The sequence below is a fragment of the Micromonospora sp. LH3U1 genome (assembly GCF_028475105.1).
Classification (GTDB): Bacteria; Actinomycetota; Actinomycetes; order Mycobacteriales; family Micromonosporaceae; genus Micromonospora.
The window spans coordinates 705,060-730,604 of record NZ_CP116936.1 but is presented as its reverse complement, the minus strand read 5'-3'; the positions used below and the strand labels follow the sequence as shown (position 1 = coordinate 730,604).

The window sequence follows — 25,545 nt, the reverse complement described above, 5'->3', positions numbered from 1 at the left end:
CGACAGCGGCCGGACCAGCCTGGGGCGGTGCGGTGAAACGTCGCGTCAAGGAGGTCCAGTGGCCGGGCAAGGCGAGGTCACCATCATGTTCAGCCGCCCGCGCGACCACGCGCAGCGAAGCGAGGTGCAGGCGTGACCAAGCAGATCCGTCAACTCGACCGGGTGGTCATCCGGTTCGCCGGTGACTCCGGCGACGGCATGCAGCTGACCGGCGACCGATTCACCTCGGAGACGGCGCAGCTCGGCAACGACATCTCCACGCTGCCCAACTTCCCCGCCGAGATCCGAGCTCCCGCCGGCACCCTGCCCGGTGTGTCGAGCTTCCAGGTGCACTTCGCCGACTACGACATCCTCACGCCGGGCGACGCGCCCAACGTGCTGGTGGCAATGAACCCGGCGGCCCTCAAGGCCAACCTGGCCGACCTGCCGCGCGGCGCGGACATCATCGTCAACACCGATGAGTTCACCAAGCGCAACCTCGCCAAGGTCGGCTACCAGGCCAGCCCTCTGGACGACGACTCGCTGGCCGGCTACGTCGTGCACCCGGTGGCACTGACCTCGATGACGGTCGGCGCGCTCGCCACGTACGCGGTGTCCAAGAAGGACGCCGAGCGGTCGAAGAACATGTTCGCCCTCGGCCTGCTCTCCTGGATGTACTCCCGGCCCTACGAGTCGACACTGCGCTTCCTGGAGCGCAAGTTCGCGTCCCGTCCGGAGCTGGTCGCGGCAAACGTCGCCGCCTTCAGGGCCGGCTGGAACTTCGGCGAGACCACCGAGGACTTCGCGGTCCGCTACGAGGTCAAGCCGGCGAAGATGAAGCCGGGCACGTACCGCAACATCACCGGCAACGCGGCGCTCTCGCTGGGGCTGGTGGCTGCCGGGGTCCGCTCCGGGCTGCCGGTCTTCCTCGGCGCGTACCCGATCACGCCCGCGTCGGACATCCTGCACGAGCTGAGCAAGCACAAGCGCTTCGGCGTTCTCACCGTGCAGGCCGAGGATGAGATCGCCGCGGTCGGCGCGGCGCTGGGCGCGTCCTACGGCGGGTCCCTCGGTGTGACCACCACCAGCGGTCCGGGCGTGGCACTCAAGAGCGAGACGATCTCGCTCGCGGTGGCACTGGAGCTGCCGCTGGTGATCGTGGACGTGCAGCGCGCCGGCCCGTCGACCGGCATGCCGACCAAGACCGAGCAGGCCGACCTCAACATGGCGCTCTACGGTCGGCACGGCGAGGCGCCGGTCGCGGTGATCGCGCCCCGGTCGCCGTCGGACTGCTTCTTCGCGGCGCTGGAGGCGGCTCGGATCGCGCTGACCTACCGCACGCCGGTGATCCTGCTGTCGGACAACTACGTCGCCAACGGTTCGGAGCCGTGGCTGCTGCCCGACGTGGAATCGCTGCCCGACCTGCGGGTCGATTTCGCCACCGAGCCCAATGGCGAGGACGGCACCACCTTCCTGCCCTACCTGCGTGATCCGGAGACCCTGGCCCGCCCGTGGGCCATTCCCGGCACGGCGGGGCTGGAGCACCGGATCGGCGGTCTGGAGAAGGCCGACAAGACCGGGGACATCTCGTACGACCCGGCCAACCACGACTTCATGGTGCGAACCCGGGCGGCCCGGATCGAGGCAATTCCGGTGCCGGACATCGAGGTGGAGGACCCGGACGGTGACGCCCGGGTGCTGGTCCTCGGCTGGGGCTCGACGTACGGGCCGATCGGCGCGGCCTGCCGCGGGGTCCGCCAGCGCGGCCTGTCCATCGCCCAGGCGCACCTACGGCACCTGGCCCCGATGCCGGCCAACCTCGGTGAGGTGCTGCGCTCCTACGACAAGGTGGTCATCCCGGAGATGAACCTGGGCCAGCTCGCCCACGTCATCCGGGCCCGCTACCTGGTCGACGCGATCAGCTACAACCAGGTCCGCGGCCTGCCGTTCACGTCGGCCGAGCTGGAGACGACGCTGGAAGAGGTCCTGAAGAATGTCTGAGCCCGTCGCCCTCAAGCTCACCGCGAAGGACTTCAAGTCCGACCAGGAGGTGCGCTGGTGCCCCGGCTGCGGTGACTACGCGATCCTGGCGGCCATCCAGCAGTTCATGCCGGAGCTGAACATCCCCCGGGAACGGACCGTCTTCGTCTCCGGGATCGGCTGCTCGTCCCGCTTCCCGTACTACATGAACACGTACGGGATGCACTCGATCCACGGTCGCGCCCCGGCGATCGCGACCGGCCTGTCGGTGTCCCGGCCGGACCTGTCGGTCTGGGTGGTCACCGGCGACGGTGACGCGCTCTCCATCGGCGGCAATCACCTGATCCACGCCTTGCGGCGTAACGTCAACCTCAAGATCTTGCTGTTCAACAACCGGATCTACGGCCTGACCAAGGGTCAGTATTCGCCAACGTCCGAGGTCGGCAAGGTCACCAAGTCGACCCCGGCCGGCTCGGCGGACGCCCCGTTCAACCCGCTCTCGCTCGCCCTCGGCGCGGAGGCCAGTTTCGTTGGCCGGACCATCGACTCCGACCGTAAGCACCTCCAGTCGGTGCTGCGGGCCGCCGCCGAGCACGAGGGCTCGGCCTTCGTGGAGATCTACCAGAACTGCAACATCTTCAACGATGGGGCGTTCGACCAGCTCAAGGACCCGGCCACCCGGGACGACTACCTGATCCGCCTGGAGCACGGGCAGCCCATCACCTTCGGCGCTGCTCGCGAGCCGAACGGCCAGCTCGGCGGTGCTGAGGGGCGGTTCTGCGTGGTGCACCCGCCGGGCGGCTTCGGCCTGGAGGTCCGGGAGACCAGTTCGGTCCGCCCGGAGGAGATCGTCGTGCACGACGCGACGGTGACCGACCCGGCGTACGCCTTCGCGCTGTCCCGGCTGCCCGGCCTGGACCTGCGCAACACCCCGATCGGGGTGTTCCGCTCGGTGGACCGACCGTCCTACGACAGCGTGGTGCAGAGTCAGCTCGCCGCCGCCAAGGCGACAGTCACCGAGACGCCCGAGCAGCAACTCGCCGGCCTGCTGGGCAGCGGCGACACCTGGACCATTCTCTGACCCGTACGTTCACGACGAGAGCGGCCGTCCCTGGCAACGGGGGCGGCCGCTCTCGTCGTACCGGCTACCTCAGCGCTGGGCGGTGGCCGGCGTCCACAGGTTGTCGATCTCCTTCTCGGCTGCCGCGAGGCTCGCCTCGTGCAGCGGGATCAGCTCGGCCATCGCCGGCACCGACGGCGCCAGGGTCAGCTCGGCGCTGATGAAGCGCGGCTGCATGCCGGTCATCGACAGTCCGTGCGGGAGCCACGGCTCGGCGTGGTCCCAGCCGTTGCGGGGGGTGCCCTCGCCGTAGCCGCCGCCCCGGGTGGCCAGCACCACGAACTGGCGTCCGCCGAGCAGGCCCTCCTGCGTCGTCAGGTCGTACGACAGCCCGGGAACGATCAGGTGGTCGACCCAGGACTTGACGCTGCTGGGCGCGCCGAAGTTGTAGAGCGGCAGGCCGAGCAGCACCACGTCGGCCTGCTTCACCTCGTCGACCAGCCGCTCGCTGAGCTCCCAGGAGTCGCGCTGGGCGGGCGTGTGCTGGTCCGGAGGCGTCATCCGCGCCAGCCCACCGTCCGCGTCCAGGTGCGGCAGCGGTTCGGCGCCCAGGTCTCGGTAGGCCACGGTGCCGTCCGGGTGGGCCGCACGCCATGCGTCGACCGCGCGGGCGGTGAGCCGCCGGCTGATCGACCAGTCACCGCGGATGCTCGAGTCAATATGCAGCAGATGCATTATTCCCCCTCCAGTAATCGTCTGTGAAGCACCAACTATTTATAGCAGGCCGATGTTCCGCTGAGTCGGTAGACTGGGTCACATGTCCGCGCAGCCGCTCGACACCTCGGAGCACCGCTCGGGCGCACTCCTGGACCACCTGGCCCGACGGATGCGACTGCGGTCGGAGTCGGTGCTGGCGCCACTGGGCCTACGCCCCCGGCATCTGGTCGCGCTCACCGTGCTGCGCGCTGGCGGCGGCACCGGCCAACAGGCGCTCGCCACGATCCTGGAAATGGACAGCACCAACATCGTCGGGCTGCTCAACGACCTGGAAGCGAAGCAGCTGATCGAGCGTCGCCGCTCGCCCGAGGACCGTCGCCGACACGTCGTCGAACTCACCACAAATGGGGCAAAACGCCTCAGCGAGGCCGAATGCGCCCTCGCCGGCGCCGAGAACGAGGTGCTGGGAGCGCTGGATCCCGCCGAGCGGGAGACGCTCTACGAGCTGCTTCGGCGGGCCGCCACCACGACGCCGATCACCTGCACCGAAGTGATCTGCGCAGCCGACGACACCTTCTGACGCTGCATCTCTGACGCCGCCGCAGCGGCGGGACGGTCAGGCCGTCGTAGCCGACTGGGGGCGGTCGTCGCGTACGTGCACGAGCATGTCGCCAGTCTCGATCACCGCACCGGCCCGGTCGGCGAGACTGACCACCTTGCCCCGCCGCACCAGGGCGATCACCAACGACTCCAGCTCGCGCGGCGAGCGACCCACCTCGTCCCGCTCCGCCGAACGCATCGCCAGCGCCATGCCCTGGCCGGGAGTGAGCAGGTCCTCCACCACGTCGATCAGCGGCGGAGCCGAGGTGGACAGGCCGAGCAGCCGGCCCGCGGTGGCCGACGAGACGATCACGTGGTGCGCGCCGCTCTGCTTGAGCAGCGGGGCGTTCTCCGCCTCCCGTGCCGCCGCGATGATCCGGACCTGCCCAGCGGTGAGCTGCCGCACCGTCAGCGCGACAAGCACCGAGGCATCGTCACTGTCGGTCGCGATGATCACGGCCTTCGCGTTCTTGACGTGCGCCTCGTTCAGCACGGACGACCGGGTCGCCGAACCCTCGATGGCCACCAGCCCCGCGGAGGTTGCCTGCCGCAGGGCGGCGGCGCTGCGCTCCACCACCACGATCCGCGACCGGTCCAGACCGTTCTCCATCAGAGCGGAGACCGCGCTGCGCCCCTTGGTGCCGTAGCCGCAGATGATGACGTGGTCCTTCACGCTTCTCCTCCACCGCGACAGGCGACGGCCGGTCCGGTACTGCTCGGTCAGAACTTCCAGGGTGGTGCCAACCAGGATGATCAGGAAGATCACTCGGGCCGGGGTGATGAAGAGGACGTTGACCAGCCGGGCCGACGGTGCGGCCGGCGTGATGTCGCCGTACCCGGTCGTCGAGAGCGACACGACCGCGTAGTAGAAGCAGTCGAGGAGGGTGAGGCCATCCTCGTTGACGTCGCGGTAGCCGTCCCGGCCCAGGTAGACCGCGGCGACCACGGCGAAGACCAGGCCCAGCGCGGCGGCGAGCCGTAGGCTCAGCGCGCTCAGCGGACCCCGGCGCTGCGCGGGAAAATGGATCACCGTCGAACCTGCTCCCCCACCGTCGCCTGCACGCCCACAACATAGCGGGTACGCCGCACACCGCACGTCGGGGCTGCGCAGCGGAAGGCACCAAGCCCGCGCCGACTCGGCGGGCACGGGGCCGCCGCGACGGCCGAAAACGGGCATGATGGGGTTGTCCCCCGACGACGACCGCGAGAGTGAGGCCGGCATGTCGTTGCTGCGACGAGTGATCGGCGGGGTGCTGCGCCGCCACCGCCAGCGTCAGGGCCGCACGCTGCGCGAGGTGGCCGAGTCGGCCGACGTCTCGGTGCCCTACCTGTCGGAGGTGGAGCGGGGCCGCAAGGAGGCCTCCTCGGAGGTGCTCGCGGCGATCTGCCGGGCGCTCGGCATCAGCCTCGCCGACCTGCTCGGGGAGGCCCGCGACGACATGCGTCGGGTCGAGCCCCGCCTCCCGGCCGCGCCGCGCGCCGCGCTGACCCACCTGGAGCGGGTCGACGCGGCTCGACGCGAGATCGGCAACGCCACCCTGCTGGTGGGCCCACGCATCAGCGGGTTCGTCCTGCACCACGGGTCGGGGGCGAGCGACCCAACCCTCAGTGTCGGCGCGACGGCCTCCGCTGGTGGCTCGCGCACCGGTCCGCGTACCCCCTTCCTGGCCGGCAGCGGCGCGGCCCAGACTGGTGCGCGGCGGCTGACCGCCGCGTAGGCCGCGTGGTTCTGCTGTCGGCGGATCTGCCGGCGGCAGAATCCCTGGGCCCGACGGCACCACCGACCGCACGCTGGAAGGGTCGGCTCACCGGGCGGTCCCACCGCCCGCCGGCACGGTGGAAGGCGGCGGCACATGATCGGGTACGGCGTGCGGATGCTGGACGGCGGGCAGCCATCCTTCGGTGATCACGTGTTCGAGCGGCTGCTGCGGGAGCGGATCGTCTTCCTCGGCACCGAGGTGACGGAGGAGTCGGCCAACCAGATCTGCGCGCAGATCCTGCTGCTCGCCGCCGAGGACGCCGACCGGGACATCTACCTCTACATCAACTCGCCGGGCGGGTCGGTGAGCGCGGGGATGGCGGTCTACGACACGATGCGCTACGTCCGCAACGACGTGGCCACCCTGGCGCTCGGGTTCGCCGGCTCGATGGGGCAGTTCCTGCTCTGCGCGGGCGCGGCCGGCAAGCGGTACGCGCTGCCGCACTCGCGGGTCATGATGCACCAGCCGTCCGGCGGAATGGGCGGCACCGCCTCCGACATCACCATCCAGGCCGAGAACATGCTGCACGTGAAGCGGACGATGCAGGAGTTGATCGCCCAGCACAGTGGACGGACACTCGACGAGATCCAGCGGGACTGGGACCGGGACCGGTGGTTCACCGCAGAGCAGGCGCGGGACTACGGCCTCATCGACGAAGTGATTACCCGAGCCGACCAGCTGCCGGCCGACTGACACGTGCGGTTGCCGCGCTCTGACCAGCGCGGCACCACCGCACTCGGGGAAACCGGGTAGCGGACGCCCGTTAGGGTCTCGTCTATGCGTCGACTGATCCCAACCCTCTCGATTGCCCTCGCCGCCGCCCTCCTGGCCGGCTGCGGCACCAACTCCGACGAGCCGGCGGCGAGCGCACCCTCCGCCGCCGCCCCCGCGACGTCCAAACTCGAGCCGGTGGCCGCCGTCCGGCAAGGCATGGATCGCAGCCTCGCCGGCACGGTCACCATGGACGCCTCGGTCAAGGCCGGCAACCAGTCGATCAACCTGACCGGAAAGATGGACCCCGCCGCCAAGGCGATCCAGGTCACCGGGAAGACCCCGGAACCGATGGAGGCCCGGCTGATCGGCGACGTCGCCTACATCAAGTCCGACTCCCTCGACGGCGACAAGCCCTGGATGAAGATCGACCTCAACAAGCTCAAGCCGACCAGTTCCCTGCGCCAGTCGTTCGACATGAAGTCGCAGACCGGCATCATCGGCGGCGTCGTCTCCGCGCAGGAGGTGAGCCCTGGCAAATACAGCGGCACCGCCGACCTGGGCAAGGCGGCAGAGGCCGCCGGCACCGATGGAACGCGTGCCGGCCTCGAGTCGACCGCCAAGCTGGCGAAGGACCCGACGGCGGTCCCCTTCGAGGCGACCGTCGACAAGGACGGCCGGCTCACCGCCCTGTCCTACACGATCGCCACGAAGAGCCTGGGTGATCTCGTCACCGACATGAAGATGAGCGGCTTCGGCGAGCCGGTCTCGGTCACCGCACCGCCCGCCAAGGACACCGAGGCCGCCTCCGAGGAGATGTACAAGTTCCTCTGACCGGCCCGTAGGTCCCCGGCGCCACCGGTCGGGCGTGGGCTGCGCTTCCTCGTAGCCCACGCCCGCCGGGCCGATCAGCGACACCCTCCAGGGGTTCGAGGTGGACGCTAGGTCACCAAGCCTGCGCGGTAGGCGTAGACCACCGCCTGCACGCGGTCGCGCAGGTCGAGCTTGGTGAGGATGCGTGACACGTACGTCTTGACGGTCTCCTGGCTGATCACGAGGGTCGCGGCGATCTCACTGTTGGACAGGCCGTCGGCGATGAGGCGCAACACCTCCAGTTCGCGCGGGGTCAGCCCGACGTCGTGCGGTGTGCCCTCGGCGGGACGGATCCGTGCCGCGTACCTGCCGACGAGTTGCCGGGTCACCTCGGGCGCCAGCAGCGCACCGCCGGTCGCGACGGTGCGGATACCGTGCAGCAGTTGGGCCGGAGGAGCGTCCTTGAGCAGGAACCCGCTCGCTCCCGCGCGCAGCGCCTCGTACACGTACTCGTCGAGGTTGAACGTCGTCACCACGAGCACCTTGACGGGGTGGGCCACCCCCGCGCCGGCCAGCAGGCGTGTTGCCTTGATGCCGTCGAGTACCGGCATCCGTACGTCCATCACGACCACGTCCGGATGCAGCCGGTTGGCGAGGTCGATCGCAGCGCGTCCGTCGCCGCACTCGCCCACCACCTCGAGGTCGGGCTGAGCGCCGATGATGGTCGCGAAGCCGGTGCGGATCAGCGCCTGGTCGTCACAGACCAGCACCCGAATCGGGGCCGTCACGACCGGATCCCGGTAGGAATGCGGGCATGCACGACGAAGCCGCCGTCGGCCCGCCGTCCTGCGCTGAACTCGCCGCCGAGCGCGCCGACCCGTTCGCTGAGCCCTGCGAGGCCGCGTCCGCTCCCGCCGGGGGCCCCGGCGTACGAGTCGGAGCCTTCGGTGCTGACCCGCACAGTGGTCTCCCTCTCGCCGTGGTGCACGTGAACAATGGTGCGGCTGCCGTGGGCGTACTTGAGGGCGTTCGTCAGCGCCTCCTGCACCACTCGGTAGGCCGTCACCTCGGCGCCGCCGGTCGTGTCCTCCGGGCTGCCCTCCTCGGTGAACTCCACCGGCTGCCCGGCCTGTCGGGTCTGCTCCACGAGAGCGCGGAGCTCGCCGACGGACGGCGTACGCGGATCGGTGCTGTGGTCGGGGTTGAGCAGGTCGAGCAGGTGACGCAGGTCGGTGATGGCCCGGCGGCCGGTGTCGGTGATGGCGGTCAGGGTCGTGTCGAGGCGCTCGGGCGCGGCGGTCAGGTAGCGGGCCGCCTCGGCCTGCACGACCATCGCCGTCACGTGGTGGGTCACGATGTCGTGAAGTTCGCTGGCGATGCGGGTGCGTTCGGCGGCGCGTGCGGTCACGGCGACGTGGCGGCGGCGTTCGGCCTCGACGGCCCGGGACTGCCGCAGCCAGGCTCCGATGCCCCACGCCAGGGCCACTGCCAGGTAGAACGTGACGAACCCGGTCACGCCCTCGGTCGACCCGTGCCGGTCGAGAGCGACGGCCAGCGCCACGTACGCGACGGAGGCCAGGACCATGGTGGTGCGCCGACGACGTTCCAGGTGGACGCCCGCGCTCAGCAGCGCGATGGCCAGCGCGGAGCCCGCGACCGTGTGATAGCCGCGGAGCTGGTCGACCGCGAAGCCGACCGACACCAGGGCGAGGCAGAGGGCCGGCCAGCGCCGGCGGACGGCGAGCGGGAGGCACTCCAGGGCGACCACCACGACGGTCAGCGCGTCGAAGGGGCGCCCCGGCAGGTCGCCGAGCTGCGTACCGTGGTTGTGCAGCGCCGGCACCACCGACGCGAGGGCGAACAGCAGCGCCAACGGGAGATCCCGGACCGTGACGTCCCACCGCCGCCACGAGTCCGGAACCATCCGAAGGCCGACCATCAGGAAACCGTAGCGGTCGCCGGCTCGACGCCGACCGCGCGGCGGCGACGCGGGACCAGGTGACCGCGGCGGTGGGCCAGCCACAGGAACACTCCGGTCAGCACGACACCCGCCGCCACCGTATACGGGCTTCCCTCCGGCCCGAAGTCGCCACCGGTGAGCAGGGTCGGGCCCGACATCGTCGTGTCCAGCAGGCCCTTGGACTCGCCGTTGCCGGAGACCACGACGCTGAAGATGCCGCCGGCGGCGAAGTTCCAACCGAAGTGCAGGCCGATCGGCACCCACAGGTTGCGGGTGGCTGCGTAGCAGGCGGCGAGCATGAACCCGGCCTCGACCGCGATGGCGACCGCGCCCCACAGGCTGGCGTCCGGGTTGAGCAGGTGCATCAGGCCGAACACCACGCCGGTCAGCAACAACGCGATCCAGGTGCCCATGCGTTCCTCGACGACACGGAACAGGACGCCGCGGAAGATCAGCTCCTCGGTCGCCGCAGCGGCGGCCATGAACCCGAACAGCGCCACCGCGCCCGACACCGAGCCCAGGCCGTTGACGTGGTAGCCGCCGATGAGGGCGATGTTGACAATGACCGCCGCGAACATCCCGACCCCGATCAGCGCCCCCCGGGCGATCCGGGCGCCGGCCCCGGCCCGGGACACCTCCGTGGGCGAACGGCGTTCGGTACGCCGCACCACCCACGCATACACGAGGATCGCCGCCACCGCCGTCAACACACCCAGGGCCAGGGTGAGCCAGGCGTTCCCCTCCACCGCGGCGATGGCCTGACTACCGACGAAGGCGACCGCCAAAACGGCCACGAACTGCTTCAACAAACGCATGACGACTCCTTCAACGAGGTCCGCGGCGAGAGCGCAGCGGCCACGTCAAACGCTATGGAGTCGCCGGTCAGGAATCGTCACCGTGCGGTGGACACTTGCGGGTAGCTCGCACGGGGGGCAAGCACCTGCGCACCTGTTCGGGCCGGTCGCCACCAGCCCGTCCGAGCCGCACATGCGGCCCTCCGTTCAGGGCCGCCCTAACTCGTGTCGGAACTCCGGGCTAGGCGGCGTCACCGTGCTCTGCGTAAGTGGCGTTGCCGCTGTTACGTGCGGTGATCGCTACGCGGAGTCTGCGAGTGAGTCGAGGCGGTCCGTAATGCTCCAGATCGTTTGCTGCCACGTAACGCCATTCGGTGAGTTCACCGTCCGCGAAGCGGATGGCCTGCTCTTGCTCCGTAGTGAGAGAACCAGCGTCGAAGATGAAGAGGAGCTTGTCTCCTTCGTGCTCTGCCGGTGCCCAGTCGACCAGGAGCATGGGCCCCACGCCAGTAGTGAGGCCGAGTTCTTCCTCAATCTCACGTACACAGGCCGCATGCGGTGACTCGCCGGGTTCGACGTAGCCGCCGGGGATTTCCCAGTGGTCCTTGTAGCTGGGGCGTACGAGGAGCACGCGGCCTTCGTTGTCGAAGAAGAGGGCGCCTGCGGCAACATGTGGGGTTGCCATGGGTGGCATCTCGTTTGCCGTCACCAAGCCAGCCTAGATTGGCTGGGTTCAGTCGAGCACGTTGAGCCGCCGGGCCAGTACGACAAGTTCAACCGAGGGCTTGCCCCGCTGTCGGCGGATCCAGGTCAGGGCGAGTTGTCGGCTGAGGAAGTGGTGGCGAACCTGCTCGGGTGCCATCTGTTCGGCGTCGAACAGCAAAGCTTGGGCGTCATCGACCCGGTTCCACGAGCTATAGGCACGGGCGAGTTCGAGGGCGTGCCGTACCCGACGCTCCATCGGTAGGCCGGCGGTGTCGACTCGCGGGCCGAGGTCGATGGCGACTTGCAGGTCTCCCAACTCAGCGGCAGTGGCCACGCGGTGGATGGCGACGTTGGTCGGGCCGAACGCGGTCCAAAGGTGGTTGGCGTCGGCACCGAGCAGATCGGCAGCGTGATCGGCGGCGGCGAGGAAGGTGCGGGTGGTGGCGGCGTCGTTGGATCGGGCGGCGGCCATCGAGCCGGACAGGAACAGGGTTCCGTAGACAGAGAGCAGCGCTGGGGTGGCGTGCTTGAGGTGTGACTCAAGGTAACCGGCGGCGTCTTCGGTGAGGCGTACTGCTTCGGCGTAGCGGCCCGTGGCGTGCAGGGCGTGGCCGACGGAGCGGAACAAGGAGCCGGTGATGAGCGGGTCGCCTGTGGGGCGAACGGCGGCCAGTCCGCGGTCGGCGGCGATCCAGGCGAGGTCGCTCTCGCCGAGCTTGGTGAGCTGGGTGGCGGCGAGTTGGTACGCCAGGCCGAGGAGCCAGCGGGCCCGATCCTGGTCGTCGCCGTGGCGGTGGTCGGCGGCGGCTTGGGCGCGGTGCAGCAGGTCGGGTAGGCGGCCGGTGACGTACCCGAATCGTGAGTCCTGGTAGGCGTCCCAGAGGGCGCCTACCTCCTTCCTGAGCACAGCGACGCTCGTCGGCTCCGCGTCTGTGTCGCCACCGAACGGACCGAGGGCGCGGTAGTTCATCAGGGCGGCGCGCAGTGTGGGGACGGTTTCGGTGCCGCTATCGCCGGTCCAGTCGAGCAGTGAGGGTTCGCCGAGCAGGTCGCCGAGGGAGATGTCCAGGACGTCGGCGAGGGATTTGATAACGGAGAGCCGATCCAGCTCGATTCTGTTGTTCTCGATCTTGCCTAACCAGCCGGCGGTACGGCCGATGAGTCCGGCTAGGACTTCCTGCGACAGGCCGCGTCGGTAGCGGTACCAGGCGACGCGTTCGCCGATGGTCAGGTTGCTGGTTCTTTCCCGCACCGGTTCACTGTCTCCCTCGGCTGGCAGCGACCCTGGAAGGATTTTCCGGGTCGCTGGGCTGAATGTGTCACAGCCTGTGCTCATGACGATGCTGAACGTATCTAGCAACTGCCAATCCTGCTCATGCACGGGCAGGAAGTACACCGTTGCCCGCACGGCCATCCCGAGGGTGGGCCGAGGGCGAACTCGACCCCTAGTCCCGCTGTACCTGCCTGCACGGCGTGGCTTCCGGTCGCTCGACGACCCGCTGAGGCCGGCCCGGGGTGGGTGCTGGCGTGGGGCTGCGATCCGAACGACGGCCTGGGAATGGCCCGTCCGCCTCGGCACTTCGCGCACCGGCAACACGCCGGCCGGGTGTCCCCGTACCGGGTGACCTGGTGTTGATCGACGGACGGGCGTCGGTGCAGTTCGGCAGCGATCGGGCGCTGTGGCTGCGGGTGACCACGGTCTGCGACAAGCCGACGTACCACGGCTGGGTATGGCTGACCGGTTACTCCATCGACCCGGCAAGCGGCAAGGCGCTGACGCGGCGGGAGGTCTTCGTGCAGATCGGCGGCCTTCAGATCCAGCCAGGCACGACCGACAGCGCGCCGCCGAGCAATGCGGCGCCGGTGATGAGGAGACGCGGTGTTTGACGTTCGGGTACGACTCGGCGCGGTACTGGAGATCGACGCGGCCGACCGTCTTCTGCCGGCGGACGGGCCGGTGCGGTTGTGGGTAACCGGGGTTCGGCTGGTGGCCAACCGCCCTCCGCGCGATGAGTGGATTTGGGTCGAGGGGATCAGGCTCGGTCCGTCTAGTCATCGGGGTGCGCAAACGCAGATCCTGGTGCGCGCGAACAAGCTCCCGCCCGAAGGGCCTGCTCAGTGAGCGCCAATCTGTTGAGCGCCGTATTGATCAGCGTCGGGCGGCACATGCGCAGCGCGATCAGGTCGACCGATCGACGCGGTGATGTATCGGCTGCTCAGCTGGCGTTTTGGCTGATCTTCGAGGTGCCCCCGGCAGGATTCGAACCTGCGACACACGGTTTAGGAAGGCGGGATGCCGTCGACTAACAACCGCTGTCGTGGCGTTTGCTGACTTTCTACTGACGGGTGCCCGCCCCGTCGCCGCCTTCGCTGGCTTCCACGGAAGGTCAGTCAGACCGCTTTCGCAGACGCATGATGAGTCGAGTCAGGTGCTGACGCTCAGACCGGAATGGACCAACGTTGCCCGTCTGTGGTGGAGGCTCACCGTGACCGATGCGCATCATCCGTTTCCGTGGCATCGAGTGGACGCGGTGCGCCTCCAGGCCCGCATAGGCGAACCGCTCGACCGAGTTTGTGACCCGCGCGTGGCCACCGCAGGGCGCTCGCCCCATGGCAACGGCTCTAGCGCGTTGAGCGTTGAGCACACCGCGATCAGCTAGCGGAGTCACGGACAGCCAAGTCGATCTCAGGGTCGTCGTTCAGCGCCTCACCTGTGTACGCGGTGGCGACTGCCCATCGTTTCGGATATCCGGCCCAGGCCGGGGTTCTTCGGCGGAGCCCCGAGGTCTTCTCGTCCGTCAGTGCGGCCGGCCGGCCCGGCCGATGCCGGCCGGAGATCGCCAGCAGGCCGGGGCCGAGCCGGCGCGGCCCGCTTGCGGGCCGCCTTGAATTAAGAGAGAACGTTTCGGCAATGCTGAGACTTGAACCCTGAACTCATCCGGCGAGGCGTCGACCATGTCAGATCGGGCGGCTCGCCGTCCTCAACTGGGCGAGGCGAGACCTTGCGTTGCCTCACAGCGGTTGACAGCCCCTGTTGGCGGCGGTTGTGCCCGGCTTGTGCCAGATGATCTCGTCAGTCCAGCGCTCGCCGTCCAGGCGGCGAAGGAACTTAGGGCTGTGGCACCTGGCTCCCCCGCTCGGAGATTGGCGGCTTCTGATGTTGGTTGCGGCCAACTCTCCAAAGCTACGGTGTGCTCATGCCGCCGCAGCCACACCGCCCTGCGCTCCTCGTCATCGACATGCAGGACGACATGCTGTCGATCATGCACTGCCCTGACCGCACCGTCGCAACCATCGCGAGCCTTAGCTCCAGGGCGCGCGCCTCGGGCGTTCCTGTTGTCACCATCAAGCAGCACCAATGCGGTGGCGTCCTGCCCGAACTGACGCCACAGAAAGGTGAGCCGATAGTGACGAAGACGACCGCGGACGCCTTCCTGGGCACCGAACTCGATGCGATGCTGCGTCGTGTTGGCGTGACCGAGGTTCTGGTCACGGGCTTCGCCACGGAGAACTGTGTGGAGACGACCGCGCGCCAGGCTCTCAGCCACGGCTACGACCTGGTACTCGTGGCGGACGGGCACACGACATCCATTCGCTCCGAACCGACAGACTTCGTTCCGCCAAACCAATCGATCGCCCACCACAACGAGATTTACCGGCACATCGACTTCCCCGATCGCAGCGTTCGGGTTCTGTCAGCGATGGAGGTTGACTTCGCGGCACCGGAACCGATCTCGCGAGATTAGACCGGCTCCCGGCTCACGCAGAGGCCTATTTGCTTGCCGGCAGGAACACGCTCACCGGCTTGTGCCCGAGGATCTCGTCCAGCCCATCGCTTTGATCGGCCAAAGTGGATCGCTCCGCCCTGCCATCATCGCTGCGCCCTCTCCACGCTTTCAAGTCTCGCCTTCTCCCTGGCGAGCCGAGGTTTACTCACTCTTCCGCAAAAGCACAGAGATCGATTCGGGTTGCGCGACCAGCGCAGGTAGCACAACAACCGATTCCACAGCATCTTTCTCGAACGACAGTTGGACAACCCACTGGCCAGACTGATCACATTCAGCTTCATAATGGGACCCCGACGGCGATCGTCCCGCCTCAGGATCTCGTCCATAACGCCGTCCGGTTGCTCACGCGCGTTAATGTGTCCCGTGATCGTATGGCTCAACGGCACCCACGGCGCGGGCAAGACGACGACCAGCGCGCTCGTGCAGCAACTGATCCCGGATTCACGGGTATTCGACGCCGAGAAGGTCGGCGAGACACTCATGGACATCACGCCAGGGCTGCCCGAGACGGACAACTTCCAGCACTGGCCGCCGTGGCGGCAGCTCGTCGTCGAGACCGCCCGCCGCGTGCTCGACTACACCGGCGGCACTTTGGTGATACCCATGACCGTCCTGGTCGAGCAGTACTGGCGCGAAATCAGCACGGGCCTCGCCCACCATGCCATCCCGGTAAGGCACTTCGTCCTCCACGCTGACCAAGAGACCCTCCGCAGGCGTATCGAGGGAGAACACCCCGTCCCCTCCCCGTTCCGCCTCAAGTACCTCGAGCCCTACGCCGAGGCGGCCCGCACGTGGCTGCATGCCGAGGCCGAGGTCATCGACACCACGCACGTCACCCCTGCCCAAGCCGCTCTGCAGATCGTCCTCCGAGCTAGCGGGGAAGCTCAGGCTCTGTCCTGCCGAGATCTGAAGACGGTTACAGACGGCTGTTGCTGAGGCCACAGACCATCGAACTCGCATTACACGAATACGCAAGGTTGCCAGTCAGCGTGGCCGGCCGGGCCGGCGCGGCCCGCTTGCAGGCTGCCTTGATTCATAAGAGCGCAATTCGGCCAGTACGCCACCAACCTATGCTCGACCTCCGAATACCTCGTCAAACTCAGATATCGCTTCGTGTGCCTGGCGGAGGGTCACTGCAAGCAGGGACCGAAGATCGACGGCTGAACCATCCGCCGGTAGCGCGAGAGGACCGGCCACCAGCCGAACCGCAGCCACGACGGCCGGTGCCCGAACGCCCACCCCGTCGAGACAGCGGCGTGGCGCGGTGGGCCGGTGACCTATCCGACGGCGGGCTGCGGATCGGGGAAGCCCTCGCGCTGCGCCGTCGTCACATTGACGTCAGCTCGGGTCGGTTGACCGTCGCCGAGGCGATGCCGCAGGTGCCCGGTGGTCCGGTCATCGATACCCCGAAGAACCATCAACGGCGGGAGCTGGCCGTGCCGGCGTTCGTCGTGCAGCTGCTCCGGGAGCGCCTTGCGACGCTGCCTGACGGGCCGGACGTGTTCGTCTTCCCCGGGCACCAGGCGCACACCGCCGACCGGCAGCAGAGCTACCACGGCTTCCGCCGCCGCTTCCTGGTGGCGGTGCGCTCGGCTGGGCTTGGTCGACGTGACGCCTCACGACCTTCGGGCCACGCACGCGAGTTGGGTCGCTGACTCACACGGCGTCCTGGTGGCAGCTCGTCGTCTCGGGCACGCCAATGCCAGCGTGACGACTCGCCACTACGCCCGTGCCGTCGACGGCCGGGACGCGGAGGTCGCTCAGTACCTGGACGCGAGCAGGGCGAAGGTGGCGAAGCGATCGGGCACGCAGCGGGCACGCAAGCCCCGGAAGACGGAACAGTGATCGGTGATCAAGGCTGTGACCTGGTGCCCCCGGCAGGATTCGAACCTGCGACACACGGTTTAGGAAACCGATGCTCTATCCCCTGAGCTACGGGGGCGCGAGGGCCTAGTCTAGCGACCTGGGCGTACACCTGGGGTGGCAGGGAGTGGCCCACGTTGGCCCACATCACCCGGGCCCCTGTTCTCCCAGCCCAGGACCAAAACCCGAACACACAAACCCATGTTTGCGACCGGCGGTTGGCCGCAGTGGCCCGCGTTGGTACCGGTTGACCCTAATTGGCATCCGCTGGAGAGCGAGGGATGCCTCGGCTGCCCAGCCCCGATAATCCGACCTGTTGGTCCTGGGCACTACCTCGGCTGGAGGCCCTACGCAGGATGACGCGTCGTCAGGTGGCGGTCGGCGCGAGGCGGAGCAGCAGGTCGGCGTACCGGCTCGATTCGGCGATGGTGGCCGCGTTGGCCTGATCGCTGCCCTCGGCCCAGGCTCGGGCCGCGTCGGGGGCCTTTCCGAAGGCGACGTGGCGGGCGATGAGCCGTTCGAGGCGTACGGTCTCGTCCACCTCCAGGTACCAGGTGCTGTCGAGAAGGTCGCGGATGAGCTTCCACGGCTGCGTGTCGAGCAGCAGGTAATTGCCCTCGGTGACCACGATCGGTGTCGCCCGGGGCACCGGGGTGCTCGAACCGATCGGTTCCTCGATGTCGCGCCGGAACGCCGGAGCGTAGACGATCTCGTCGACCTGTTGGCGCAGCCGGCGGAGGAGAGCGATGTAGCCGTCCGCGTCGAAGGTGTCCGGAGCGCCCTTGCGGTCCCGGCGTCCCAGCGTTTCGAGAACCTCGTTGCTCAGGTGGAAGCCGTCCATCGGGACCAGGACGGCGTCCGAACCGAGCTGATGTACGAGGGCCTCCGCCACGGTGCTCTTGCCGGCACCGGGTGGTCCGACGATCCCGATGAGCGTCCGGTCGGATCCCGCCGACAACGCCCGGGCGCGGTCGGCGAGTCCGGCGAGCGTGAGCGTCTCAGCGGGTGGCCTGGACATTTTCCACGTTCCCGTGTTCCTGGTGCTTCTCGCGTCCGCAGCCGCACGAGTCTCGGTGCCGGAAGGTGGCCGGCACCACCACGGACTGCGGCGGGCGGTCTGGTTGCCGGATCCGGGCGAGCAGAAGCTCGACGGCGCTCGACGCAAGACTGGCGGCGTCCTGCGCCATCGCCGAGATCTGGGGATCGAACAGGTCGGCCCACTCGAAGTCGTCGTAGCAGATCACGGCGATGTCCCGGGGCACCTTCAGTCCGGCACGGCGGATGGCTCGCATCGCCCCGAGAGTCATCTGGTTGTTCGAGACGACCAGGGCGGTGGCGGGTTCGTCCGAGGCGAGGTGTTCTACGAGACGCTGCTCCGCGACGTGTTCGTCGGACTCACCGGCGATGACGAGGCCCGGATCGGTCGCCAACCCCAGCTCCGCTACGGCCTTGTGGTACCCGGTGAGCCGGTCCTGGGCGGACATCTCCTTCATGGCGCCGCTGACGTAGCCGATCCGGTGATGTCCCTGCGTCGCAAGGTGGGCCGTGAGGTGGTGGATCGAGTCCACGCACTCGGAGTACACCTGATCGCCCGGCAGGGTCGACCGGCGGTCGAGGAAGATGGTCGGCAACTCGTCGTCAAGCAGCTTTCGCAGGCACTGGGTTAGTTCCTCGTTGCCTTCGAGTGGATTCACGATGAGCCCACTCACCCGCCGCGCCAGCAGGTGGTTGATCACGTCCAACTCGACCTCGGGGTCGTCGTTGGTGTCGGCCAGGATCAGGGTGTACCCGGCCCGGCGCAGGTGCCGCTCGATGTCCCGGATGAGCGCGGCGAAGTACGGGTTGGTGACCACGGACATCGCCAGCCCGATGGTGTCCGTCGACCGGGTGGCCAGGGCTCGGGCTGCGAGGTTGTGTCGGTACCCGGTCGACTCCAGCGCCTTGCGGACGAGTTCCTCGGTTTCCGGGGCGACCTTCCGGGTCTTGTTGAGCACATGCGACACGGTCGTCGTCGACACCCCGGCGATCCGTGCGACCTCTGCCATCGTTGCCACTCGCGCTCTGCCTCTTCTCCGTGCGGCTACCGGTCCTGCGGATGCCGGCTTACTGCGAGGAGCCTCAATCTAGCCAAGCGCAAGCCCTTGCGCAAGCGGTTGCGCGTGGATAGAGTTCCGCCATCATCTCGGCGCGCAAGCGGTTGCGCAGAAGAGAAGTGCTGGTGGGGGCGCTATCCGACGGCTCAGTCCGGCCCGCATGGACAAGGGGGGCCGAACTCCCTGCGGTCGGCCAGATCAACCGACAAAGGAGCACATGGCATGAAGAGAACCCTCCGGACAGTTATCGGCGTAACCATGGCCGGCGCCCTCGCCTTCTCGATGGCCGCCTGCGGCGACGACTCGACCGCGAACGACGGTGGCGACGGGAAGCAGCTGACCATCGGGTTCGTCCCGGGCATCGCCTCCGACCCGTTCTTCAAGGCGATGCAGATCGGTGCTGAGGCGAAGGCCAAGGAGCTGGGCATCAAGCTGCTGTGGCAGGGAGCGCCGGACGAGTACTCGCCCCAGTCGCAGCTCCCGTTCGTCGACTCGATGCTCACCCAGCGGGTGGACGGGCTCGTCCTCGTCCCCACTGATCCGGACGCGCTCCAGCCCAGCGTCACCAAGGCGCAGTCGGCCAAGATCCCGGTCGTGACCGTCGACACCACGGTCACCGACCAGAGCTACCTCACCTCGGCCATCACCGGCGACAACGTTGAGGGTGGACGACAGGCGGCCAAGACCCTGGCCGAGCAGATCGGCAAGTCCGGTGAGGTCTTCCTGATGTCTGGCTCGCCGACGGCGACCACCAACCAGCTGCGGGAGAAGGGCTTCACCGAGGAGCTGAAGAACTACCCGGACATCACGCTCGTCGGCAAGGAGTACGCCAACAGCCAGCCGGCCAAGGCTACCTCCGCCGTCAACACGATCCTGCTGAAGCACCCGAACCTCAAGGGCATCTTCGCCGTGGACGGAACGTCCGGCACCGGCACCGTCGCCGCGCTGCGCAACGCGGGCAAGCCCGGCCAGGTCAAGCTCATCGGCTACGACGCCTACGAGAACCAGGTGGCCGACCTGAAGGCCGGAGCCTTCAGCGCCCTCGTCGCGCAGAAGCCCGGCGACCAGGCCGCACTCGCGCTGCAGAACCTGGTGGACACGATCCGTAACCAGAACGTCGACAAGATCGAGAAGAACGTCGTGATGGCGAACGTGGTGATGACCAGCGACAACCTGGCCGAGACAGAGCAGTACCAGTACCCGGCCAAGTAATCGGCAACAGCGGCGAATCGTCACGAGGAGGGACTGCCATGACGGCCGACACGATGCAGCAGGACGCGACTGAAACCCGAGGCGCGCGCCTGAGGGCGGTACTACTGCGGCAGGACGTGATCCTGCTCGGCGTGCTGGTCGTCATGGTGGCCTTCTTCACGACGATGAACCCGCTCTTCTTCACCCGCTTCGCCTTCGCCAACATCCTGCAGGACTGGGCGCCTGTCATGTTGCTGGCGATCGGGCAGACGTACGTCATCATCACCGGCGGCATCGACCTGTCGGTGGGGTCGACGCTCGGGCTGAGCGGCGTCGCCGCCGCCATGACGATGAGATCCCTGAACGAGGGCGGCACCGCCACCGGCGCGACGATCGCCGTCGGCGTAGTGGTGGCCCTGGCCACCGGTCTCGCGGTCGGCCTGGTCAACGGACTGCTCATCACCCGGGCCAAGCTGGCACCGTTCATCGCCACGCTGGCGACCATGGGCGCCGGGGCCGGCCTGACCCTGGTGCTCACCGGTGGGGTCCAGGTCGCCGGCGGCCCGGCCGAGGTGATCCGGCTCGGCAACACGCAGTACCTGAACCTGCTGACCATCCCACTGGTCATCGTCTTCGCCGTCCTGGCGGTCGCCTGGCTGGTGCTCAGCTTCACCCGGTTCGGTCGCTGGACGTACGCGGTGGGCTCCAACGGCTTCGCCGCCCGGGGCGCCGGGATCGGCGTCGACCGGCACCTGCTGAAGGTCTACATGCTGGCCGGGCTGATGGCCGGCCTGGCCGGTCTCTTCGTCTACTTCCGGCTCGGTTCGGGCTCGCCCACCTCCGGGCAGGGCCAGGAGCTGGCCGCGATCGCGGCGGCCGTGATCGGTGGCACCAGCCTGATCGGCGGCAGCGGCCGGATGTCCGGCACCGTGCTCGGCGCGCTCATCACGACCGCGGTGCTGAGCGGCCTGATCCTCATCGGCGTCGCGCCGAACTGGCAGCAGGTGGTCATCGGCCTCCTGATCGCCGTGGCGGTCGGAGTCCAGCAGATCAACGTTCGTACCAGGAAGGGAGCTGGCCGTGGCTGACGCGCCCATCTACGAGGCCCGCGGGGTCACCAAGTCCTACGGCAGCGTGCAGGCGTTGACCGACGTCGACCTCTCCATCCGGGCCGGCGAGATCGTCGGACTGGTCGGCGACAACGGGGCCGGCAAGTCGACCCTGGTGAAGGTGCTCTCCGGCGCACACCAGCCGGACTCCGGAAGCGTCTACCTCGACGGCGAGGCGCGGGCGTGGAAGTCGCCGCACGAGGCGCTTGAGGCGGGCATCGAGACGTTGTACCAGGACTCCGGCCTCTGCCCCGACCTGACGGTCAGCGGCAACGTGTTCCTCGGTCGGGAGAAGCTGCGGTCGGGGCTGCTCGGCAAGCTCGGGTTTCTCGACAACAAGGCCATGGCCCGCGTCGCGCACGAGGAACTGGAACGGGCCGGAATTGGCCTGACCGGAGTACGCCGGAACGTGAACCAGCTCTCCGGTGGGCAGCGGCAGGCCGTGGCCATCGGCCGCGCCGTCGCCTGGGCCCGCAAGGTGATCGTCCTGGACGAGCCGACCAACCACCTCGGCGCGCGACAGTCGGGCGAGGTGCTGAAGGTGGTCGCGGGGGCGCGGGAACGTGGCCTGGGCGTCGTCTTCATCTCCCACACGCTCCCGCACGTACTCCAGGTCACCGACCGGATCGTCGTACTGCGGCTCGGCCGGGTGGTCGCCGACGAGCCGACGTCCTCCTTCACCCCCGACTCGCTGCTGAAGGTGATCACCGGACTGCAAGCCACCGGGACGGGGCCCACGACATGACCGTGAGACTGCAACTCGCCATCGACGCACCGGAGCACCTCGCACTCATCCCACGCGTTGGTCGATACTTCGACGTCATCGAGGTCGGCACGCCCGTGCTCAAGCGCTTCGGGCTCGCCGCCATCAGCACCGTACGGGAACTGGGTGGCGGCAAGCCGGTGCTCGCCGACACCAAGACGGCGGACGGCGGGGCGTTCGAGGCCGAAATGATCTTCGCCGCCGGGGCCGCCATGATGACGGTGCTCGCGCACGCCTCGCTCGCCACCCGCCGCAACGCCGACGAGGTCGCCCGGCGGTACGGAGGAGAGGTGGTGCTGGACACCATCCTCGACGGTGACCTGGACGTCGAACCGTTGCTCGACGGGCGCCCGCCGCAGGACGTCTGGCTGGCCCTGCACGCCCCGTCGGACGCCAGGCGGGCCGGCGTCGGGACCGAGGACCACATCGACCGGGTGGCCCAGCGGCGGCAGCGCGGGTTCCTGGTCTCCCTGGCCGGCGGGATCCGACGCGCCAACCTGGCCCGTGCCCTCGCCGTGGCCCCCGAGATCGTGGTGATCGGCTCCGGCGTCACCGAGGCCACCGACCCGGAAGGAGAAGCGGCATGGATCAGGACCCAGGTCGACGCGTTGACTCCTGGCATCTGAGCGGCACCGAACTGAGGTCGGTCCTCTCCGGGCTGCCGGCCGACGAGTACGACCGGTTCGTCGCCGGCTTCGACCAGGTGACGAGCGGTCGGCTGTTCCTCTCCGGGCAGGGCCGATCCGGGCTCGCCGCGCAGATGGCGGCGATGCGTTTCATGCACCTCGGCCTGGCGTCGCACTTCGTCGGCGAGGCCACCGCACCGTCGGTGCGCTCCGGCGACACGTTGGTGATCGTGTCGGGCAGCGGGCGTACGCCGGTCAGCGTCGGTTTCGCGCGGATCGCCAAGTCGCAAGGCGCGCGGGTGCTGCTGGTCACCCACCAGCGGGAGAGCCCGCTGCGGGACCTGGCGGACTCCTCGATCGTGCTCCCCGCGGCCACCAGCCAGCAGTTCGGCGGGACGCTGTTCGAGCAGTCGGCGCTGATCCTGCTCGACTCCGTCGTGCTGGAGCTGATGCGAACGCTGCCCGACCCGGACGTCACGATGAGCTACAACCACACCAACCTGCAATGACGACGCCAGTAGGGCCCAGGTCGCCGGCCCCCGGCGTGGTCGTGGTGGGCGACGCGTTGGTCGACATCATCGAGTACGCGGACGGGACCCGCACCCGTCATCCGGGCGGTGCGGGGCTCAACCTCGCCGTCGGCGTACGGCGGCTCGGGACGGCGGCGGTGCTGGCGGCACCGGTCTCCGCCGATCACCTCGGCGGGTGGCTACGGAACGCGATCGCCGACGCGGGCGTCACCCTGGTGCCGCTCGCCTGTTCGCTGCCGACCGGGACGGCGATCTCCCGACGGGTGGCCGCCGAGCCGGTCTACGAGTTCTCCGCCGCGATCCACGAACGGCGCTACTCGTACACCCCGGGGGACGTCGCGGCCATCGCCGCCGGCTCCGTCGTGGTGGTCAACTCGTTCCCGATGCACGACCCCGACCAGGTGGCGGCGCTCGTCGATGTCGTCCGCCGAACCGGACGGACCTTCGTGGTCGACCCCAACGTGCGGCCCTCACTGGTCCGGGACGTGCCGGCGTACCGGTCGGGATTCCGCCAGCTCGCCCACGTCGCCGACGTGGTCAAACTGAGCTTGCAGGACATCGCGGGCCTGGACGTCGGTGACCCGGCGGAGTTCGTGGCCGACCTGCTGCGCTCGGGCGTGCGGGCGGTCGTGTTGACCAGGGCCGCCGACGGAGTCTCCGTGCACACCGCGGACGGGGTGGTCGCGACCGCGCCGGTGCCGGTACGGCTCGGGCCGGTCGTCGACACGATGGGCGCGGGAGATGCGACGCTCGCCCGACTGGTCTGCGGATTTGCCGAGTACGGGATCGACCTGGACACATCCCAGTGGAGCGACCTGGCCCGCGAGGCGATGGACCTCGCGGCCGACGTCTGCCGGATCTCCGGCGGAAACCTGGCCGCCCTGCGGCTCACAGAACGGGAAGAGCGATGAAGCAACTGAGCAACGCCACCCTCGCCGCGCTGCCCGCCGGGGTGGACGCGCCCCGGTACGACCGGACGGCGCTGCGCGGCGGGATAGTGCACTTCGGTGTGGGGCACTTCCACCGCTCGCACCAGGCGATGTACCTGGACCAGCTGATGCGCCGCGGCCAGGCCACGGACTGGGCGATCCACGGCGTGGGCGTCCGACCCGCCGACGAGGGTGGCCGGGACCGGCTCGCCGCCCAGGACCACCTCTACACGTTGACGGTGAAGGAACCCGACGGCAACCGGCGCAACCGCGTGATCGGTTCGCTCCTCGACGTCCGGTACGCCCCGGAGGACCCGGCTGGCGTCGCACAGCGGATCGCCGACCCGGCAACCCGCGTGGTGTCGCTGACCATCACCGAGGGCGGCTACGGCATCGACCAGGTGACCGGCGAGTTCACCGGGGAATCCGCGGAGATTCAATCGGATCTGCGCGCTGAGGTGCCGAACGGAACGCCCTTCGGGTTGGTGCTCCAGGCGATGCGCCTGCGGCGCGACCGCGGTGCGGGCGGACTGACCATCATGTCCTGCGACAACATCCAGGAGAACGGTGCCGTGTCCCGCACCGCGTTCCTCGGCTTCGCCCGCATGAAGGACCCCGAACTGGCCCGCTGGATGGAGCAGGAGCTCTCCTTCCCGAACTCGATGGTCGACCGGGTGACGCCGGCGACCCTGGACGTCGACCGCGCCTACCTGGAGCGCACCTACGGCTACCGGGACCGGTGGCCGGTCACCTGTGAGCCGTTCCACCAGTGGGTGCTGGAGGACACGTTCGTCGCCGGCCGCCCCCCGTTGGAGGACGTCGGCGTTGACATCGTGGCGGACGTCGAACCCTACGAACTGATGAAGCTGCGGCTGGCCAACGGCACTCACCAGGCGTTGTGCTACTTCGGTTTCCTGCTCGGACACCAGTATGTGCACGAGGCCATCACCGATCCGGACGTCCGAGCGATGCTGCTGCGTTACGTCGACGAGGAGGCGGTGCCGACCCTCAAGCCCATCCCCGGGGTCGATTTCCGCGCCTACGGCCGCACCGTGATCGAGCGCTTCTCGAACCCGGAGATGAGCGATCCGCTGACCCGCATCTGCGCTGACACCTCGGACCGCATCCCGAAGTTCCTGCTGCCGGTGGTCACGGCACAGCTGAACAGCGGCGGACCGGTGGGCATCTCCGCCGCGGTCGTGGCGGCCTGGGCCCGGTACGCCGAGGGCGTCGACGAGCAGGGCCGGCCCATCGAGGTGGTGGATCCGCGCCGGGACCGTCTCATGGCGACCGCCCGACACAACGGCGACAACCCCACCGCGTTCATCGAGGACCGGTCGCTGTTCGGCACCCTCGCGCAGTCCGCCCGGTTCGTCGAGGCCTATACCGAGGCCTTGCGGCTGATCCGTGCCGACGGCGTCCGGGCCGCCCTCCGGCAGATCGTGGCAGCACCTTCTTCCTGAGCGAGGTCGGCTGGCGGCGCAGGCGCGAGGGTCCGTTAACCTGCACGGGTGCGAAGATCGGTTCCGAGCGCGAGTCCGAACCGCCGGAAGGTGTTGGCGGCGGCAACCGTC

The 25,545-nt window shown here is 68.8% G+C and carries 27 protein-coding genes, 1 tRNA gene and 1 pseudogene; 19 read left to right on the top strand and 10 right to left on the bottom strand.

The annotated features are described in order from the left end of the window. The first annotated feature begins 132 nt into the window (after positions 1-132). A complete protein-coding gene (locus PCA76_RS03410) occupies positions 133-1,980 on the top strand; it encodes a 2-oxoacid:acceptor oxidoreductase subunit alpha (RefSeq protein WP_272615223.1) in 1,848 nt (615 codons plus the stop codon). After that, positions 1,973-3,040: a 2-oxoacid:ferredoxin oxidoreductase subunit beta gene (locus PCA76_RS03405; RefSeq protein ID WP_272615222.1), complete on the top strand. Its 1,068-nt coding sequence runs from the start codon at positions 1,973-1,975 to the stop codon at positions 3,038-3,040. The genes PCA76_RS03410 and PCA76_RS03405 overlap by 8 nt, the downstream gene beginning before the upstream one ends. A 69-nt stretch (positions 3,041-3,109) precedes the next feature. On the opposite strand, the gene PCA76_RS03400 is transcribed toward PCA76_RS03405, so the two are convergent. Beyond that, positions 3,110-3,754: an FMN-dependent NADH-azoreductase gene (locus tag PCA76_RS03400; protein ID WP_272615220.1), complete on the bottom strand. Its 645-nt coding sequence runs from the start codon at positions 3,752-3,754 to the stop codon at positions 3,110-3,112. Between the two features lie 82 nt (positions 3,755-3,836). On the opposite strand from PCA76_RS03400, the gene PCA76_RS03395 reads away from it, so the two are divergent. Continuing rightward, positions 3,837-4,316 (top strand): MarR family winged helix-turn-helix transcriptional regulator, encoded by a 480-nt coding sequence (locus PCA76_RS03395; protein WP_272615219.1) that lies wholly within the window; start codon positions 3,837-3,839, stop codon positions 4,314-4,316. A 36-nt stretch (positions 4,317-4,352) separates the two neighbouring features. Here the strand turns inward: PCA76_RS03395 and PCA76_RS03390 are convergent, their stop codons facing one another. Continuing rightward, a complete protein-coding gene (locus tag PCA76_RS03390; RefSeq protein ID WP_272615218.1) occupies positions 4,353-5,366 on the bottom strand; it encodes a potassium channel family protein in 1,014 nt (337 codons plus the stop codon). 190 nt (positions 5,367-5,556) lie between these two features. Between PCA76_RS03390 and PCA76_RS03385 the strand changes: the two genes are divergently transcribed. The 3 genes from PCA76_RS03385 (at position 5,557) to PCA76_RS03375 (ending at position 7,641) form a co-directional block, all read left to right on the top strand. Then, positions 5,557-6,054: a helix-turn-helix domain-containing protein gene (locus PCA76_RS03385; protein WP_272615217.1), complete on the top strand. Its 498-nt coding sequence runs from the start codon at positions 5,557-5,559 to the stop codon at positions 6,052-6,054. Positions 6,055-6,189: 135 nt separating this feature from the next. Beyond that, positions 6,190-6,789, top strand: coding sequence for a ClpP family protease (locus PCA76_RS03380; protein ID WP_272615216.1), 600 nt, complete (start codon positions 6,190-6,192; stop codon positions 6,787-6,789). 84 nt (positions 6,790-6,873) lie between these two features. Then, a complete protein-coding gene (locus PCA76_RS03375) occupies positions 6,874-7,641 on the top strand; it encodes a hypothetical protein (protein WP_272615215.1) in 768 nt (255 codons plus the stop codon). 107 nt (positions 7,642-7,748) lie between these two features. Here PCA76_RS03375 and PCA76_RS03370 read toward each other — a convergent pair whose 3' ends face one another. The 5 genes from PCA76_RS03370 to PCA76_RS03350 all read right to left on the bottom strand — a co-directional run bounded on the left by PCA76_RS03370 (position 7,749) and on the right by PCA76_RS03350 (position 12,487). Then, positions 7,749-8,408, bottom strand: coding sequence for a response regulator (locus tag PCA76_RS03370; protein WP_272615213.1), 660 nt, complete (start codon positions 8,406-8,408; stop codon positions 7,749-7,751). Next, entirely contained in the window at positions 8,405-9,559 is a 1,155-nt protein-coding gene (locus tag PCA76_RS03365; protein ID WP_272615211.1) for a sensor histidine kinase, read from the bottom strand. Before PCA76_RS03365 ends, PCA76_RS03370 begins: the two co-directional genes overlap by 4 nt. Next, positions 9,559-10,395, bottom strand: coding sequence for a CPBP family intramembrane glutamic endopeptidase (locus PCA76_RS03360; protein WP_272615209.1), 837 nt, complete (start codon positions 10,393-10,395; stop codon positions 9,559-9,561). Before PCA76_RS03360 ends, PCA76_RS03365 begins: the two co-directional genes overlap by 1 nt. A gap of 220 nt (positions 10,396-10,615) precedes the next feature. Next, complete coding sequence (locus PCA76_RS03355) at positions 10,616-11,083, bottom strand: NUDIX domain-containing protein (protein WP_272615208.1); 468 nt, start codon at positions 11,081-11,083, stop codon at positions 10,616-10,618. Positions 11,084-11,107: 24 nt separating this feature from the next. Beyond that, complete coding sequence (locus PCA76_RS03350; RefSeq protein WP_272615206.1) at positions 11,108-12,487, bottom strand: helix-turn-helix domain-containing protein; 1,380 nt, start codon at positions 12,485-12,487, stop codon at positions 11,108-11,110. Positions 12,488-12,708: 221 nt separating this feature from the next. On the opposite strand from PCA76_RS03350, the gene PCA76_RS03345 reads away from it, so the two are divergent. The 6 genes from PCA76_RS03345 to PCA76_RS03320 all read left to right on the top strand — a co-directional run bounded on the left by PCA76_RS03345 (position 12,709) and on the right by PCA76_RS03320 (position 16,712). Beyond that, positions 12,709-12,966, top strand: coding sequence for a hypothetical protein (locus PCA76_RS03345; protein ID WP_272615204.1), 258 nt, complete (start codon positions 12,709-12,711; stop codon positions 12,964-12,966). Next, positions 12,959-13,201, top strand: a complete 243-nt coding sequence (locus PCA76_RS03340; RefSeq protein WP_272615203.1) for a hypothetical protein — start codon at positions 12,959-12,961, stop codon at positions 13,199-13,201. Before PCA76_RS03345 ends, PCA76_RS03340 begins: the two co-directional genes overlap by 8 nt. Before the next feature lie 1,075 nt (positions 13,202-14,276). After that, a complete protein-coding gene (locus PCA76_RS03335) occupies positions 14,277-14,825 on the top strand; it encodes an isochorismatase family protein (protein WP_272615202.1) in 549 nt (182 codons plus the stop codon). Positions 14,826-15,230: 405 nt separating this feature from the next. After that, complete coding sequence (locus PCA76_RS03330; RefSeq protein WP_272615201.1) at positions 15,231-15,803, top strand: AAA family ATPase; 573 nt, start codon at positions 15,231-15,233, stop codon at positions 15,801-15,803. A gap of 287 nt (positions 15,804-16,090) precedes the next feature. Continuing rightward, the gene (locus PCA76_RS03325; protein ID WP_272615199.1) at positions 16,091-16,522 is read left to right on the top strand and encodes a tyrosine-type recombinase/integrase; all 432 of its coding nucleotides are present in this window, start codon (positions 16,091-16,093) and stop codon (positions 16,520-16,522) included. Positions 16,523-16,538: 16 nt separating this feature from the next. Then, entirely contained in the window at positions 16,539-16,712 is a 174-nt protein-coding gene (locus PCA76_RS03320) for a hypothetical protein (RefSeq protein WP_272615198.1), read from the top strand. A gap of 21 nt (positions 16,713-16,733) precedes the next feature. Here PCA76_RS03320 and PCA76_RS03315 read toward each other — a convergent pair. The 3 genes from PCA76_RS03315 to PCA76_RS03305 form a co-directional block, all read right to left on the bottom strand. Beyond that, positions 16,734-16,809: transfer RNA gene (locus tag PCA76_RS03315), tRNA-Arg, on the bottom strand. 288 nt (positions 16,810-17,097) lie between these two features. Beyond that, positions 17,098-17,748, bottom strand: a complete 651-nt coding sequence (locus PCA76_RS03310; RefSeq protein ID WP_272615197.1) for a nucleoside/nucleotide kinase family protein — start codon at positions 17,746-17,748, stop codon at positions 17,098-17,100. After that, positions 17,729-18,775 carry a LacI family DNA-binding transcriptional regulator gene (locus tag PCA76_RS03305; RefSeq protein ID WP_272615196.1) on the bottom strand — a complete coding sequence of 349 codons (1,047 nt, stop codon included), beginning with the start codon at positions 18,773-18,775 and terminating at the stop codon, positions 17,729-17,731. Before PCA76_RS03305 ends, PCA76_RS03310 begins: the two co-directional genes overlap by 20 nt. 270 nt (positions 18,776-19,045) lie before the next feature. Here PCA76_RS03305 and PCA76_RS03300 point away from each other — a divergent pair, with 270 nt between their 5' ends. The 7 genes and pseudogenes from PCA76_RS03300 to PCA76_RS03270 all read left to right on the top strand — a co-directional run bounded on the left by PCA76_RS03300 (position 19,046) and on the right by PCA76_RS03270 (position 25,434). Beyond that, entirely contained in the window at positions 19,046-20,035 is a 990-nt protein-coding gene (locus PCA76_RS03300; protein WP_272615195.1) for an ABC transporter substrate-binding protein, read from the top strand. A 38-nt stretch (positions 20,036-20,073) separates the two neighbouring features. After that, positions 20,074-21,102 (top strand): ABC transporter permease, encoded by a 1,029-nt coding sequence (locus PCA76_RS03295; protein ID WP_272615194.1) that lies wholly within the window; start codon positions 20,074-20,076, stop codon positions 21,100-21,102. 43 nt (positions 21,103-21,145) lie between these two features. After that, positions 21,146-21,868, top strand: a pseudogene (locus tag PCA76_RS03290) (ATP-binding cassette domain-containing protein); the annotation flags it as partial. Next, the gene (locus PCA76_RS03285) at positions 21,865-22,512 is read left to right on the top strand and encodes an orotidine 5'-phosphate decarboxylase / HUMPS family protein (RefSeq protein ID WP_272615190.1); all 648 of its coding nucleotides are present in this window, start codon (positions 21,865-21,867) and stop codon (positions 22,510-22,512) included. The pseudogene PCA76_RS03290 and the gene PCA76_RS03285, both read left to right, overlap by 4 nt. Continuing rightward, the gene (locus PCA76_RS03280; protein WP_272615189.1) at positions 22,470-23,021 is read left to right on the top strand and encodes an SIS domain-containing protein; all 552 of its coding nucleotides are present in this window, start codon (positions 22,470-22,472) and stop codon (positions 23,019-23,021) included. The genes PCA76_RS03285 and PCA76_RS03280 overlap by 43 nt, the downstream gene beginning before the upstream one ends. Next, positions 23,018-23,953 carry a PfkB family carbohydrate kinase gene (locus PCA76_RS03275; protein WP_272615188.1) on the top strand — a complete coding sequence of 312 codons (936 nt, stop codon included), beginning with the start codon at positions 23,018-23,020 and terminating at the stop codon, positions 23,951-23,953. Before PCA76_RS03280 ends, PCA76_RS03275 begins: the two co-directional genes overlap by 4 nt. Then, a complete protein-coding gene (locus PCA76_RS03270) occupies positions 23,950-25,434 on the top strand; it encodes a mannitol dehydrogenase family protein (RefSeq protein WP_272615187.1) in 1,485 nt (494 codons plus the stop codon). Before PCA76_RS03275 ends, PCA76_RS03270 begins: the two co-directional genes overlap by 4 nt. Positions 25,435-25,545 lie beyond the last annotated feature (111 nt).